The following is a 14,990-nucleotide window of genomic DNA, read 5'->3' as shown; positions in this document are numbered from 1 at the left end:
AGAAATTTCTGCATGTCTTTTTCTTTCTTTTACGCCGCAGCCCTGCATGCTTCCGCACATTCAAAGCAGGCTTTGGCGCATTCCTGACAGTGATCGTGGTCATGCTTTTGACATTCCTTGCCGCATGCTTCACAAATAGTGGCACATACGCCGGCGAGTTCTTTAACGAAAGGTGAGTTTCTTGTGACGGCCTGTTCTAAAAATGAGCACATATCCGCACATTCACGGTCTGTTCTAATGCAGTCCGCCATCATTTTTACATCTTCTTCTTTTAAGCATGCGTCGAAACAGTGATTGCACGCTTCCATGCATTCGTGCAGAGTTTTAAGCAGCTGCTGATTCTGTTCGTGAGCCATATATAATTCCTCCTTAAAAGATTCATACAATCTATTAATTCCCTGAGCAATATTTTTTAAACTGTAGTACAGTGGAATTGTAAAGAAAATATAAACGGCTGGGGGCGCACTTATGTGCTGAGAGATAATATCGACCCTTTGAACCTGTAGGTTAGGACCTGCGCAGGGAAGTCTGTGTCGATATATACGCGGATGTCTGTATATTTTTTGGCCCGGGCCTCTCATAAGGTTCGGGTTTTTATCGTCTTTGGCCGAAATACAAAGGAGATATGGCAATGAAGTTTACAGACAGGTTATGGGACAGCGTGGAGAGTATTTGGAACGGATATCTTGAGCATCCGTTTGTGACCGGTTTAGGGGACGGGACGCTCGAGCACGGGAAATTTCAGCACTGGCTGAAGCAGGACTATGTGTATCTGGTTGAGTATTCCCGGCTGATGGCAATCGGGGCGGAGAAGTCGCCGGACCTAAAAACGATGAATATGTTTTCTGAAATGCTGCACGGCACGCTCTTCGGAGAAATGGAGCTGCACAGAAATTACGCGGCAGAGTTTGGTATTTCAGAAGAGGAGCTTCTTCTGACCGAAGCTTCCGCAGTGAACACTGCTTACACGAGCTATATGCTGAACCACGCTCAGCGGGGTGATGCAGCGGCTGTTGCTGCATGCCTCCTCGCCTGCGCCTGGAGTTACAATTACATCGGAAGATCTCTGTCGGATAAATACCCGGAGCAGGAAAACAATCCGTACAAACAGTGGGTTGAAACATATTCTAGTGAAGATTTCACCAGTTTGAACGGCACGGCGATGACTCTCCTTAATAAGCTCGCTGAAGGAAAACCTGAACGTGAACTGGTCCTGCTGGAAGAAATCGTCGTGAAGACCAGTCTCTATGAGTATATGTTTTGGGATATGTGCGAAAGCCGGGAAGAATGGCCGATTAAAGTGAGTTTATAAACGGTTATAATTATTAATAAGTTTTCAAAATTGTTAAAGGTCGGTAAATAATGTATAAGTCAGTTTTTCTTTGAGGTATTGTAGAATTAACACCATGAATCAGTCTGAATACTATCTTACTTTTAAGGAGCTGGAAATCCATAATGAAGAAACTTTTAACAATCGGATCGTTAGTCGGAGTGCTTGCATTAGCAGCGTGCGGCGGAGACACTGAAGAAGGAACAGAGACAGAAGAAACCGGCACTGAAGGAACAGAAACAGAAAGTACAGAGACTGAAACAGATACAGAAACAGAAGATACCGAATCAGAAGACGATGGAGCTTAAAAAATGCTTGAAATGCCGCCGGTTAAAGCCGGCGGCACTTTTTTATCGTGTACAGTGTTAAATTATCACATCGAGGGTATATAAGTATTAATCTGACTTAAGGAGAGTGACTGGTTACATGAAGAAATTGACAGTGGTGACAACGCTGATTGGTGTGCTTGCACTCGCGGCATGCAGCGACACGGGTGTCGATGAAACGGAAGTAGATGAGAACGAAGTCGAAGAAGATGCACTTGATGATTCGGATGATGACGAAGAAGAAAATGAAGTTGAAGACGCTGGAACTGAAGAAGATCAGTAAAAATTATGAAGTGCTGCCGTTTCAGGCGGCACTATTTTTATGATTTAGCGTATTTTATCGAAAAATTATAAATTCTGTTTTTATAGAGAAGCGGCAGGCGGAATTTTTTATACAGGATAAAAGTTGTGGTAGCATTGAATCAATAAACTGATGCGGGAGCGAAAAAGTAATGAAAATTGGTGTTATTTCAGATTTGCACATTGACCGTTATAATAGTGAAACGCTGAAACAGAAGGATTTTTCTCTTACGCTTGCCAACGAAGTGTCGAGAGAGGCGCTCGATATTCTGCTGATTGCCGGCGATATTTCAAACGATCATGTCCGCTCTTACCGCTTTATGCAGGAGCTCGAACAGATGACCGGTGTGACGATTTACTTCGTGCCGGGTAATCACGATTTCTGGAACTTCAGCGGGGATGCGAAAAGCACCCGGGAAATATATGAATTTTTTAAAGAGACGAAATACTTTAAAGAAGGTTCGCCGATTGATCTTGGCAACGGCTGGGCACTCGTGATGAACCCGGCCTGGTATGATTATACGTATGCAAGCGACCGGTTTTCCCTGGAACGGTTAAGCGAGCGGGAATACTACGGTGGCACGTGGCAGGATAAAGTGAAAATTAACTGGGGAATGACTGATCCGGAAGTGTCCAGAGAGATGGCGGAGCGCGCCGAAGCTGACCTTGAAGCGGTCCGTGATAAAAAAATTATCCTGATGACGCATGTCGCGACTCACAAAGCATTCAGGGTGCCGATGCCGAATCGCCTGTTCGATTATTATAACGCCTTCATCGGCACATCGGACTTTGACCGCTTTTATGAAGAATATGATATCCGCTACAGTATTATGGGGCATATTCATTTTAGGCATCAGGTTGAAGAAAATGGTACGGATTACATCTGTGCCTGTCTCGGTTATAAACGTGAATGGCGGACAAAAGATATTGTGCACGAGATGCGGGACGCTTTGCAGGTTATAGAAATTTGATAAGAGAACCATCAACCACCTTTTCCGGTGGTTTTTGTATTTTTCTGGGAATTCTTTGTATCTATCCAGGAAATTAAAATAACTTGTACGAAATAAAAATAAATCGCTGATTTTCCCTATATATAGTATGAGAGGACTTTTAAGGAGGAAATCAATGATTATATCAGAACGGAAAATCAGTAAAGAACTGGCATTTTACAGAGCACTCAGTTCCCGCTTTTGTCTGGAAGAAAAAGATGCGAAAAAATTGTCGGTGCTGGAGCGCGGTTATAAGGGAGAACGTATTTATGACGAAGTGTTTGATGAAGAGGGCCACAGTTCGGTATTTGTCTTCCGGGATATTTATTTGAGAATCGAGGACAGTACAGCGCAGTACGACGCTCTGATTGTGAGCGATGCGGGAATAACAGTGAATGAGATAAAAAACTACTCGGGTTTTTATCGTGTGGAGAGAGGAAAATGGTATGCCGGAAACTTTGAGGTGCCGGATGATCCCCCGGCGCAGCTGAAACGCGCTATGAATAAGCTGCTCAAACTGCAGTATATTCACCGGTTGAATTTTGATATAGAGGGGAAGGTTGTTTTTCCGCATATAGATTTCCGGCTGAATTTTGATAATCAGGATGTGCGTGAGAGATTGGTGATGAGATCCGAGCTGCGTGATTATTTAAAGAGATTTTCGAACGAGTATGCCGGCCGGTACGCGGAACGAATTGCGGAAGCGGTGTCTTCACACATTATTGATAATCCATTTTTTGATAAGAGCGCGAATTTTGATTCAGTGCGTAAAGGATTGTACTGCGGGAATTGCGGGGGTTTTGAGGTTGAAACATGGGCATATCATTTCTTCTGTACTGCATGCAAATCCAGAGAAACGAAAGAATCTCATGTTATTCGCGCGCTAAGTGATTATACTGCATTATTTACGAACGAAAAATTAACGAGAAAACGCTTATTGGAATTTATCGATTACAAAGTCAGTCCGCGTACGATTGTAAGAATGCTGAGTAAATATTGTACTCGATTTGGCGCGGGGAATGCGACTTATTATGAGTTTAATTATGAAAATTACGAAGATGTGGTAGAAAATCATGAATATATTAGAAGGTATAAGAATCATATGATTAAAATCTAGGATTACCTACTTGTGCGCGCCACCGAAAAACGACGGCGGCACAAGAAGAGGAACTGCGCGCCACCGAGAAACGACGGTGGCACAAGAAGAGGAACTGCGCGCCACCGAAAAACGACGGTGGCACAAGAAGAGAGACTGCGCGCCACCGAAAAACGACGGAGGCACAAGAAGAGGGACTGCGCGCCACCAAGCTCGCACCCCACCCAATCATCAGCAAAAAAACGCGCCGGACCGGCGCGTTCCACAAAAAATATTATTTTTTCACTTTGATTTCTTCGTATTTCGCGTGCCATTCGGGGAAAACGCGTTTAAACATAACAGGACGGAATTCGCCGTCGACTTTTTTAACGACAATCAGGGTGGTCGTGCCGTGCGTGCAGACTTCACCGTCACCGTTAACGATTTCGAACCCGTAAATTGTACGGACACCGGTGTTTTCTTCGACCCAGGTGCGGACGAAGGCGCGGTCACCGTATTTTAATGATTTCGCATAAGTGATGTTGACGTTATGAACGGGGGCGAGGTATCCTTTCCGTTCCATTTTTAAATAATCATAGCCGATATCTTCAATCAGCTGCATGCGTCCGAGTTCCAGCCATTTAATATAGCTGCCGTGATAAATAACGCCCATCATGTCGGTATCTGCATATAATATCTGGATTTCTTTTTCTGCTACATAAACGCTCATGAAATTTCCTCCTAAAAATAACTTAAAGATATTATATCATTCTCTATCTGCAATTTTTCAAAGGAGTTTATCGTTTTTGGTTAAAAGGGTATGATAGAGAAAGAAGGCAATTAGAAATGGGGCAAAATGAACATGAAATTACTGACTTTTGTAGATGAAACAACCGGGAAATATAAGCTTGGTGTACTGACTGAGAAAGGTGTGCTGGATATTTCCGGGGATTTTGAAACGCTGCAGGAGGTCATGGCGAACAAAGACAAGGCAGAGGCGCTAATTGAATTCTATCTGGAAGCGGATTATATTGAACTGAAGAGTGTCGATGAACTGGTACTCGGTCCGGTTGTGCCAAATCCTGAGAAAATTATTTGTGTCGGTGTAAACTATAAAAGGCACGCCGAAGAAATGAAAATAAATATACCGGAAATGCCGGTGATTTTTTCGAAGTTTAATAACACACTGACCGCCCACAACAGTACGATTACAATACCGAAAGACACATATATGATTGACTACGAAGGCGAGCTCGCGATTATTATCGGCAGAGAGGGCCGTAATATTCCGCGTGAAGACGCGATGGATTATGTGTTCGGCTATGCTAATGCGAATGATGTTTCGGAAAGAAGCTCGCAGTTTGCGACGAGCCAATGGCTGGCAGGAAAAACTTATGACGGTTTCTGCCCGGTGGGCCCTTATATTGCAACGCTTGGTGAAATCGGTGAACCGCATAAGCTGCGTATAAAGACATATGTCAACGGCGAGCTGCGCCAGGATTCAAACACGAATGATATGGTATTCAAGAGCAGAGGACTCGTCAGTCACATTTCAAAATATATGACGCTGAAACCGGGAGATATTATTCTGACGGGAACACCGGAAGGTGTCGCTTCAGGTTATAAAAAAGCGGACAAACCGTGGATTAAAGACGGCGATACAGTGACGGTGGAAATAGAAACACTCGGTCGTCTGACAAATCATTTTAAAAAGGAATGATGTTTAATGTCGATATATGGAAAAGTTCATACTCTTTATACTGGAGGAGTAAAAACTGTCGGAAATCCTGATGCAGACAATAAGATGAATCAGCAGTGGAAAACAGGCGCGTTTAAAGAAAAAACGGACAAGCAGGTCTTTTTATCTAAAGAAGGTCTCGCCGGCGATGAATGTGCGGATAAGAAAAATCACGGCGGACCGGAAAAAGCACTGTTTGCGTACAGTCTCGCACATTACGATAACTGGCAGCGTGAACTCGGAAATTCCGACATTGCGGCCGGCGGCAACGGAGAAAATATTTCCGTAATGCATATGGATGAAACAACCGTACATATCGCGGATATATATGAACTCGGCGAAGCGATGATTCAGGTATCTCAGCCGCGGCGCCCATGCTGGAAACCGGCGCGGCGTCACGGCGACATTGATTTCGCGAAAAAGATTGAGGATACGGGCCGCACCGGCTGGTATTTCCGTGTGCTTAAAGAGGGGAATATCCAGGCGGGAGATACATTTAAACTCCTTGAACGTCCATGCCCGGACTGGACCATTGACCGGATGAATGAAGTGCTGTACCACAACCGTGACAATATCGGCCTGCTTGAGAATCTCAGGGATTGTGAATACACACCGCCGAGCTGGAAAACCACACTCGATAAACTGCTCTCCGGCGAAACAGTCGACGATTCGAAACGGCTGTACGGCCCGAATATATAAGAGGAAAATATAACTCAGTGTGAATTTTGATTTTATTTTGCACTAATAAATATAAAAAAGTCCCGCCAAAATGGCAGGACTGCATAAATTTAATCGTTAACTGTTTGAGCTTTCGGTGTTTTATCGTCTGGATTATATGTCGGATCGAGCTTCCGTTCAAGGAAACGAAGCGCGAAGTCGATAATAATCGCAATCAGGGCAATAGGAATTGCGCCGGCTAAAATATACACCGTGCCGTCTGTAGCGTTCGTCCCGCGGATAATTAAATCCGACAAGGTCGGCGCGCCGATGAACGACCCGATTGCAACGATACCAATCGCGACAACGAGTGCAATGCGGAGTCCGCCGATAATAACCGACAGGGCAAGCGGCAGTTCAATCATGCGCAATACCTGATTGCGTGTCATGCCCATACTTTTCCCGGCATCGGTAATATTTTTATCGACACCTGTAATACCTGCGTACGTATTTTTAATAATCGGCAGAAGCGCGTACAGGAAAACCGTCAGAATAACAGTATTTGTACCAAGCCCCATAACGAGCATTAAAATCGACAGCATGGCAAGGGCCGGAATGGTCTGGATAATATTCGCGATGGTAATAATTACACCTGACAGCTTCGCATAGCGCGCGATAAAAATCCCGAGCGGTATGCCGATAATTGCAGCAAAGAGTACACCGTAAACACTCATCAGCAGGTGGTCTGTAAAGAGACTCAGCAGATAGGCGAAGTTGTTGACGAAATAATTATATAAATCCGTTAATAAATTACCTGTCATCTTATTCACCTTCCTCTTCAAAGTAGTTATGTTCTTCTAAAAACTCTTCCGCAACGAGTGCCGGCTCAATACCTTCTTCATCCGCCCGGTAGTTTAAGTTCTGCATTGTTTCGGTTGAGATTGTATCTGTCAGACGGGACAGCGCCTCGTCAATTACCGGATATTCTTCAATAACTGCATGGGTCGCGAACGGTGATGCATCATACGGCGGGAAGAACTGAAGGTCGTCTTCCAGCACGACTAAATCATAAGCCGGAATGCGGCCGTCCGTCGTATAGCCGAGCGCGAGGTCCAGACTGCCTGTGCTGAGAGCTTCATAGACCAGGCTGATCTGCATAGCGCGGATGTTGCCGAAAGAGAAACCGTAAGCTTCCTGGAAGGCAGGATAGCCGTCTCCGGGACGGTTGAACCAGGAAGTATCAACGCCTACTGCGAATTCATCTGTATATTCCGCGAGATCCGATGTTGTTTCGAGGTTATATTCTTCTGCCGTTTCACGGGTTACCATAAAAGCATAGGTGTTATCGAAACCGTAAGAATCGTAAAATTTCATATCGAATTCCTGATCAAATATTTCCTGTGTCTGCTCCATAGCAGTAACCGGATCGCTCTCCGGTTCTTGATTTAATACACCTGTCAAGTCAGTGCCGGTATAGCGGACACCGGATATCTGAGCATCTCCCGAGAGCAGGGCGTTGTGCTGAATTGTCGATGAACCGAGATTATTAATCATTACCGGCTCAATTTCTCCTTCGCTGTAATGTTCAATCATTAAGCGTGACATATGGGAAGCAATCTGTGATTCTGTCGTCGTCATTGATGTGATTGCGATACCGTCGCCGGAACTGCTGCTGAGACCGGGCAGGCTGCACCCGGCTAAGACAGTCAGAGATACCAGTGTGACGGCTAATAATTTTTTTATTTGTCTCATGATACTCCTCCTATCTAGATACTTTTAAGCCTTTAGGCGTTGCCCATTTTTCAGTCAGCGATAAAATATAATCCGCAATCAGCGCAAGCAGGGTTACCATAATTGCCGCACTGATAATCAGTTCGGGCTGGTACGAGTTCAATCCGTTAAAGACGAAGTCTCCGAGACCGCCGGCACCGATGTAGCTCGCAAGTGTTGCCCACGAAATGACATAGACCGACGATAATCTGATACCGCTTAAAATCAGCGGTACCGCGATAGGCAGTTCAACATGCCAGATCAGCTGCATGCGGGTCATGCCCATACTTTTTGCTGCTTCTTTTACGTCGGGATCAATATTTTTAACGCCGATAATAGTATTGTTTAAAATCGGCAGCAGAATGTACGCGCTGAGTGCAATAATTGCCGGTATGCGTCCGACGCCGAACAGCGGAATCATCAGTGCAAGCACCGCAAGTGTCGGCACTGTCTGCAGCACACCGGCGGTTGTCAGGACATAGCCGCTGAGCTTTTTTGTGTTGGCGATAGCCATACCGAGCGGCACGGCAATCAGAATACCGATAAATAATGAAATTATAGACAGGTAAAAGTGTTCCCACGTTTTAATGAAAAGTTCCGTGCCATTCGCATTTAAAAATTCCATCATGCTTCATCAGCTCCTGACGCAAGCTCCCGGGAAGGCTCCTCGCCCCAGATTGTATCGTACACGATATCCACCAGATTCGAGCGTGTAATTAATCCGATTAATGTATTATTGTCATCGACTACAGGAATGTTTCTGACATTCCGTTTTAAGATGGTTCTGACTGAATCCTGAAGTTTTGAATCGATGCCGATTTTGTATATATCCCGGCCCATTAAATCAACAATATCCATGCCTTTGCGGTAGCCTTCATTAATATCTTCGATATCTATAAAACCGAGCAGCTTCTTATGGCTGTCGGTAACGAGAATTGTATCAATACGTTTTTCGCGCATTAAAGCGATGCATTCGTTAATCGATTTGTCGACCGTAATGCTGACCGGAGTAATCATTGCATCAGCAACGGTGCGCATATTCGGCCTGTCCTGAATCAGGCGTCCTTCACCGATAAAGTCGCGGACGAAGTCGTTTGCCGGATTGCGGAGAATTTCATCGGGCGAATCGAACTGGACGATTTCTCCGTGGCTCATAATACAAATTCTGTCCGCGAGTTTTATCGCTTCATCCATATCGTGGGTAACGAAAATAAAAGTCTTGCCGAGTTTCTGCTGGAGTTCTTTGACCAGGTCCTGTAATGTATCGCGCGTAATTGGGTCGAGCGCTCCGAAAGGCTCGTCCATAAGTATAATATCCTGTTCAGCTGCGAGTGCTCTGACAACACCGATACGCTGCTGCTGTCCACCTGAAAGCTCGGATGGATAGCGGTCTAAAAACTCTTCCGGCAGGTCGACGAGCTTAATTAGTTCCCGCGCCTTCTTATCTTTGTCTTCTTCAGACCATTTTAAAAGTTTTGGAACCAGAGTAATATTTTCTTTAATCGTCATGTGAGGAAGCAGGCCAATCTGCTGGATTACATAACCGATACTGCGGCGGAGTTCCACCGGATTTTTCTTTGTGATATCTTCACCGTTTATCGTAATCGTGCCGGAAGTCGGTTCGATCATCCGGTTAATCATCCGGAGTGCAGTCGTTTTTCCGCTGCCGCTCGTACCGATAAATGCGATAAATTCACCTTCCTGAATATCGAGGGAAATGTCGTTGACAGCTTTTTTACTGCCGCCGTAAATCTTAGTTAGGTTTTTAATACTTAGCATAGTTGTCTCCTTTACTTTATAAAGTTGAGCAATTTTATACTATATAACTATATCATAGTAGGAGGAGTATTTCAGGCAGCTTTATTTTTTCACATATAGGGAATGTTCATATGTGCGTATTCTGTAAATCATTGTGAAATAATTAACTGAAATTTAATTATAAAAGTTAAATAAAAATATGAAAGTTAAGGAATTTTAATTTCATTACGTTTTGACAGGGATGATAGAATGAAATAATCATATTATTATAGAAGGGGAATGCCAATGCTGTCATTATTAATGATTGTAGTGCCTGTATTCCTGGTTTTTGTAGCCGGATTTACCGCGCAGAAACTTTTGAAAATGGACATTAAATCAGTTTCGTCTGTCTCGCTTTACATATTGTTTCCCTGTTTGGCTTTTACGACCTTTTACACCAATCCGCTGGACGGAGAATTTTTATATGCCCTGTTTTATTCGCTGGTATTAATGCTGATTTTAACAGTTATCACTATTATAATCGCCCGTTTACTGAAGTACGGCAGAGCGGAAATCGGCGCCATGCTGCTCGGCGTGCTTTTTCCAAACAGCGGCAACTACGGAGCGCCGGTAGTGCTCTTTGCAATTAATGCCGCGGCTTTTGACTATGCCATTATGCTTACAGTCATTCACACCTTCATTATCAGCACCGTAGGAATTTTTATTGCGTCTTACGGCAGCGGCGCGGCGATTACCGTGCGGGAAGGTTTACGCAGCGTCATGCGCGTGCCGGTGATATATGCGGTCTTAACAGCAATTATCTTTCAGCTGATAAACTTTGAAATTCCGGCAGCTTTTATGGAAATTATAGAAATGATCGGTGCGGCATCCATTCCAATCGTTATGCTGATTTTAGGTATGCAGCTTGCCGAAATGAAACTCGGCCACAGCGGAATGACAGAAGTTACGGGTCTGGTTGTTATGCGTATGGCAATATCACCTTTAATTGCGATGGGACTGACGCTTTTCATGCCGGTTGATGATACGTTTAAACTTGTATTTATTATCCTGAATGCGATGCCGGTCGCTGCGAATGCTACGATGATTGCTGCGGCATACAATACGAAGCCTGACACCGTCTCCCTCGGGGCTTTTATCACCACGCTGTTAAGCCTGATAGCTCTGCCGGTCTGGCTCTTCGTTCTCGGAATTGGAATGCAGCCGTAAAATCTCACTCTTCTTTTTGATGGATTATTCAGACTATTGTTTGACATGATTATTCGCCTAAGGTAGGTTTAAGTCAAATTAATATTAAAGGGGATGCAGTATTTGAGTAATCACACTAGTTTATCTCAGGCAGAAGAGTTAAAAGATAAAATCATAGAATGGCGCAGACATTTGCATAAGCACCCGGAACTATCATTTGAAGAATACAAAACAGCGGAATTTGTAAAAGAAAAACTGGAGAAGCTCAATTTTGAAATTGAGTACCCGGTAGCGAAAACAGGACTGGTTGCGACGTTAAAAGGGAAAATTGAAGGGCCGACGGTCGCGCTGCGTGCGGATATGGATGCTCTGCCGATTCAGGAAGAAGGCGAAACGGAATATAAATCAACCGTGGACGGTGTCGGTCATCTCTGCGGTCATGATGCTCACACAGCGATACTGCTCGGAGCTGCTCATATCATCAGTGAAAATCCGCCGGAACGGGGCAACATCAAGCTCTTGTTTCAGCCGGCGGAAGAAGGATACGGCGGAGCTGATGTGATGGTGCAGGAAGGCGCCTTGAAAAATCCCGATGTGGATGCTGTAGCGGGACTGCATGTCCATCCGACGATTAAAACCGGTGAAACTTCAATCACAGAAGGGTTTGCGACAGCATGTACAGATTCTTTCGACATTAAAATCATCGGCAAAGGCGGTCATGCGGCACACCCTCATTTATCGATTGATCCGATAGCAATATCTTCAACGGTCATTGCGTCTCTGCAGCAGATTGTCAGCAGAAATATCGATCCGCTTGAAAATATTGTGCTCACGATAGGAAGAATTGAAGGCGGCTTTGCAAGAAACGTCATTGCGCCTGAAGTTACACTGGAAGGCACAGTCCGCTTGTTAAACCCTGAACTCCGTCCGAAAGTAAAAGAAACAATGCATGAATACTTAAACGGTATCACGAGCGGGATGGGCGCATCATATGAGCTGGAATACACATACGGTTATCCGTCAGTATTTAATGATCCGGCCTTAATTCCTACACTCAGAACAACAGTCGATAAAATACTCGGAGAAGGACAGCTGCTCGATGTTAATCCGAGCATGGGCGGCGAAGATTTCTCTTACTTTGCACGTGAAGTCCCCGGTGTATTCTTCAGACTGGGAACAAATGGCGGTGAAGATACCGCGTATCCGAACCACCACCCGAAATTCAACGTAGATGAAGATGCGCTGCATTACGGAGCGGCGATACTCAGCCAGTTTGCTTATGATTATTTAGATGTAAATTAAAGGGACTGAATTTTCAGAAAAAGTATTGACGTTAATAAAGAATGAATGATATTTTAGAAGATAATTAAATTTGCTTAGCTGTTTTAAAATATATAACCCCTTAACAGGCACTTTCCACCCGGGAAGGTGCCTGTTTTCTTTTTATTAATGAGATTGCGCACTAGGAAATTTGGGTATGTTTAGTACTAAGCGAAATAAAAATTGGGGGAGTTTTTGTGAAAAACAGATACAGTGCGGATATTGAATACTTAACAGTCGGACTTGAGCATGCATCAATTGAAGTGGAAGCTTTTGTGAACCTCGGCTGTCCATACAGTGCCAAGTTTTTTGAAATTGCCTCTGAAGTGATTAAACCTTATACAGACAGCGGACATGTAAAGTTTGTTATTAAGCATGTTGACCGGACTAAAGACCGGCTGCTCCGCGGAACAGTTGCTAATAACTACGTCGATCACGATGATCCGATAGAAGGATTTGAGGCGCTGAAAAAGTTATTTCAGACACAGGAATCCTGGGTGAAGAGCTTCAGGAAAGCACTTGAAATGTGTGAAGATACACTCGGACTGCCTGAAAAAATGGCAGCCTATGAACGCGGTGAAGCAGTGCTTGAAGATTTTAATGAACGCGGGCTGAAAATCGTTCCGACAGTATTTATTAATGGGGAACACCTCACGGAATATAAGCCGGCAGACCAGAGCAAAGAAGAAATCAGCAGAATATTAACTGAAAGAATAGAGTCATTGAAATAGGCTGGAGTTTCCAGTCTGTTTTCATTTAGTGTATATTACTGTTAAGGAGATGAAGCAATGAAGTATTTCGCAGTGTTTTTATCGATGAAAGATGAAGAATTATCGCGTGTACATAGACCGGAGCATCTGGAATTCCTAGCGCGTCAGAGAGAAGCGGGCAGCGTACTGATGAACGGGCGGTTCACCGACGGTGCCGGCGGTCTTATAATTTATCGTGCAGAAGACACGGAGTCAGCGGTCGCACTCGTAAAGCAGGATCCCTACATTTCGCTTGGGGCGAGAGATTATGAAATTTATGAATGGGATATGGAAACAAATTACGAGTTTTAAAAGTTCGGAGTGATAAGGATGAATGCAGCAAAGAGAATTACATTATTAATAGCGGGAATATTATTGTTATGGGCGCCGGGGATTCACGCCGAAGAGGCAATCAATCCGTATTTGCAGAATATGGTCGATGTACGGGCATCATCTGATGAAAGCTGGCAGGAAGCACAGAGAATGATCAGCCGTATGAATCACGTTGAAAACAGTATCTTATATCAGACGAGCAATAATGGTGCAGTATTTATTTTAGCGGATACACCGATTACAGATCAGCCCGAATTCGCCCACTTAAAAGGCGTGGTGCCGAGAGGACATACAAGTTCCTGGGATGAGATTCCGGGAGCCGGCGGCCACGTTTCGATGGCGCGTATCGGCTACAGTGAATACGGCAAAGGACATTCGACAATTAACTTGGAACTCCATGAATACGGCCATGTTGTCGATTCATTTACAGTGGGAGTCCAGGTCAGCGAGACTGAAGAATTCAGAGCCATACATGCAGAAGAGGTGGACCAGCTGTTCGGCGGCAGTTCGCAGCGTGAATATTACAATATGGCCGAAGAGTATTTCGGGGAAGCATTTGCGATGTATTATTATACTGATGACTCACGTTCTGAATTAGCCGGGAAAGCACCGAAAACCTATGCTTTCTTCGAAGATTTTGACCACCGGATTTTATCGACAGGAGAAGTCACAGGCAATACCGCAACGATGTACTGGGATGCTCATGAAGATGCGGCTGAGTATGAAATGTTCCGAAATGGAGAATCCGTTGGAACGACGACAAGCAGCAGCTTCAGAATTGAAGGTTTAAATACAGACACTACTTATGACTTTCATGTTGTCGCCAAAGATGGAAATGGTCAGGAACTGTATACTTCATACACGCGCTCGGCGCTGACAGGCAGTGTTGCGGATGCGGATACGTCAGAACTGGAAGCGACGATTTCGGAAGTCGAAGAAGCGTATCAGGACCGGAATATGGGTGAATCATTGACCCGGGCCCTGGCTAATTCGAAAAGTTATATTTCTGATGTTTACAATTTGAAACAGGATGAAGTCGATAATTTAAACAGCAATCTGGAAGAAGCATGGGAAGCTGATGAAACGGCGCAGCGCGAAGCGGAAGAACAGCGGGAACGAGAAGAACAGGAAGCCCGTGAAGAAGCAGAGCGTAAAGCCGAAGAAGAAAGACTGGAAAGAGAGAAACAGGAGCAGCTTGAAGCGGAAGAACGTGAAAAAGCCGCTGAAGAAGCGAGAAAACAGGAACTGCAGAATACGATTATAAAAGTAGTTGCAGGACTGGCGGTATTAGCGGCAGTAATTATCGCTATTATTGTATATAGGAAGAGAAAATAAAAGAAGATAAGTCTTGAGAATTAACATCATCCCTTTAAGTTGGCTCAAAAACCGACTTAAGGGGATTTTTTAATGAAAGAAAACTTGAGAAATGTCAGAAAATACGTTGAATTCTTAGATAGGTT

18 protein-coding genes and 1 riboswitch are annotated in these 14,990 nt (G+C 44.3%); of the genes, 12 read left to right on the top strand and 6 right to left on the bottom strand.

The genetic code is table 11. The features are described from left to right. Window positions 1-29: 29 nt before the first annotated feature. On the bottom strand, window positions 30-356 hold the full coding sequence (locus MHH58_RS10885) for a four-helix bundle copper-binding protein (RefSeq protein WP_341345891.1): 327 nt from the start codon (window positions 354-356) through the stop codon (window positions 30-32). A 90-nt stretch (window positions 357-446) separates the two neighbouring features. Next, a riboswitch (TPP riboswitch) is annotated at window positions 447-542 on the top strand. Between the two features lie 89 nt (window positions 543-631). Here MHH58_RS10885 and tenA point away from each other — a divergent pair. The 5 genes from tenA (at window position 632) to MHH58_RS10860 (ending at window position 4,062) form a co-directional block, all read left to right on the top strand. Continuing rightward, entirely contained in the window at window positions 632-1,312 is a 681-nt protein-coding gene (tenA, locus tag MHH58_RS10880; RefSeq protein ID WP_341345890.1) for a thiaminase II, read from the top strand. A gap of 143 nt (window positions 1,313-1,455) precedes the next feature. Beyond that, entirely contained in the window at window positions 1,456-1,638 is a 183-nt protein-coding gene (locus MHH58_RS10875; RefSeq protein ID WP_135098862.1) for a hypothetical protein, read from the top strand. 118 nt (window positions 1,639-1,756) lie between these two features. Then, complete coding sequence (locus MHH58_RS10870; RefSeq protein ID WP_135098864.1) at window positions 1,757-1,939, top strand: hypothetical protein; 183 nt, start codon at window positions 1,757-1,759, stop codon at window positions 1,937-1,939. Window positions 1,940-2,108: 169 nt separating this feature from the next. Then, entirely contained in the window at window positions 2,109-2,927 is an 819-nt protein-coding gene (locus MHH58_RS10865) for a metallophosphoesterase (RefSeq protein ID WP_135098866.1), read from the top strand. 154 nt (window positions 2,928-3,081) lie between these two features. Beyond that, the gene (locus MHH58_RS10860; protein ID WP_167753405.1) at window positions 3,082-4,062 is read left to right on the top strand and encodes a nuclease-related domain-containing protein; all 981 of its coding nucleotides are present in this window, start codon (window positions 3,082-3,084) and stop codon (window positions 4,060-4,062) included. A gap of 253 nt (window positions 4,063-4,315) precedes the next feature. Here the strand turns inward: MHH58_RS10860 and MHH58_RS10855 are convergent, their stop codons facing one another. Next, a complete protein-coding gene (locus tag MHH58_RS10855) occupies window positions 4,316-4,750 on the bottom strand; it encodes an acyl-CoA thioesterase (RefSeq protein ID WP_341345889.1) in 435 nt (144 codons plus the stop codon). Window positions 4,751-4,882: 132 nt separating this feature from the next. Between MHH58_RS10855 and MHH58_RS10850 the strand changes: the two genes are divergently transcribed. After that, a complete protein-coding gene (locus MHH58_RS10850; RefSeq protein WP_341345888.1) occupies window positions 4,883-5,740 on the top strand; it encodes a fumarylacetoacetate hydrolase family protein in 858 nt (285 codons plus the stop codon). 6 nt (window positions 5,741-5,746) lie between these two features. After that, a complete protein-coding gene (locus MHH58_RS10845; protein ID WP_341345887.1) occupies window positions 5,747-6,457 on the top strand; it encodes an MOSC domain-containing protein in 711 nt (236 codons plus the stop codon). Between the two features lie 89 nt (window positions 6,458-6,546). Here MHH58_RS10845 and MHH58_RS10840 read toward each other — a convergent pair whose 3' ends face one another. From MHH58_RS10840 to MHH58_RS10825, 4 genes are read right to left on the bottom strand one after another with little or no spacing between them, the layout of a single operon-like run. Beyond that, window positions 6,547-7,236, bottom strand: a complete 690-nt coding sequence (locus tag MHH58_RS10840; RefSeq protein WP_135098876.1) for an ABC transporter permease — start codon at window positions 7,234-7,236, stop codon at window positions 6,547-6,549. Window position 7,237: 1 nt separating this feature from the next. Further along, on the bottom strand, window positions 7,238-8,167 hold the full coding sequence (locus tag MHH58_RS10835) for an osmoprotectant ABC transporter substrate-binding protein (protein ID WP_135098878.1): 930 nt from the start codon (window positions 8,165-8,167) through the stop codon (window positions 7,238-7,240). Between the two features lie 10 nt (window positions 8,168-8,177). Further along, window positions 8,178-8,813, bottom strand: coding sequence for an ABC transporter permease (locus MHH58_RS10830; RefSeq protein ID WP_135098880.1), 636 nt, complete (start codon window positions 8,811-8,813; stop codon window positions 8,178-8,180). Next, complete coding sequence (locus tag MHH58_RS10825; protein ID WP_135098882.1) at window positions 8,810-9,964, bottom strand: betaine/proline/choline family ABC transporter ATP-binding protein; 1,155 nt, start codon at window positions 9,962-9,964, stop codon at window positions 8,810-8,812. The genes MHH58_RS10830 and MHH58_RS10825 overlap by 4 nt, the downstream gene beginning before the upstream one ends. A gap of 264 nt (window positions 9,965-10,228) precedes the next feature. Between MHH58_RS10825 and MHH58_RS10820 the strand changes: the two genes are divergently transcribed. From MHH58_RS10820 to MHH58_RS10800, 5 genes are all read left to right on the top strand, one after another. Next, window positions 10,229-11,149 (top strand): AEC family transporter, encoded by a 921-nt coding sequence (locus MHH58_RS10820; protein ID WP_341345886.1) that lies wholly within the window; start codon window positions 10,229-10,231, stop codon window positions 11,147-11,149. A 102-nt stretch (window positions 11,150-11,251) separates the two neighbouring features. After that, complete coding sequence (locus MHH58_RS10815; protein ID WP_341345885.1) at window positions 11,252-12,430, top strand: M20 metallopeptidase family protein; 1,179 nt, start codon at window positions 11,252-11,254, stop codon at window positions 12,428-12,430. Window positions 12,431-12,645: 215 nt separating this feature from the next. After that, the gene (locus MHH58_RS10810) at window positions 12,646-13,179 is read left to right on the top strand and encodes a thioredoxin domain-containing protein (RefSeq protein WP_341345884.1); all 534 of its coding nucleotides are present in this window, start codon (window positions 12,646-12,648) and stop codon (window positions 13,177-13,179) included. 57 nt (window positions 13,180-13,236) lie between these two features. After that, window positions 13,237-13,509: a YciI family protein gene (locus tag MHH58_RS10805; protein WP_135098888.1), complete on the top strand. Its 273-nt coding sequence runs from the start codon at window positions 13,237-13,239 to the stop codon at window positions 13,507-13,509. 18 nt (window positions 13,510-13,527) lie between these two features. Beyond that, window positions 13,528-14,865 (top strand): anthrax toxin lethal factor-related metalloendopeptidase, encoded by a 1,338-nt coding sequence (locus MHH58_RS10800; RefSeq protein WP_341345883.1) that lies wholly within the window; start codon window positions 13,528-13,530, stop codon window positions 14,863-14,865. The last annotated feature ends 125 nt before the right edge of the window (window positions 14,866-14,990 follow it).

It is taken from the genome of Jeotgalicoccus sp. FSL K6-3177 (assembly GCF_038050175.1).
GTDB lineage: Bacteria > Bacillota > Bacilli > Staphylococcales > Salinicoccaceae > Jeotgalicoccus > Jeotgalicoccus nanhaiensis.
The sequence above is the reverse complement of the archived record's forward strand: the minus strand, read 5'-3'. Positions and strand labels throughout refer to the sequence as shown.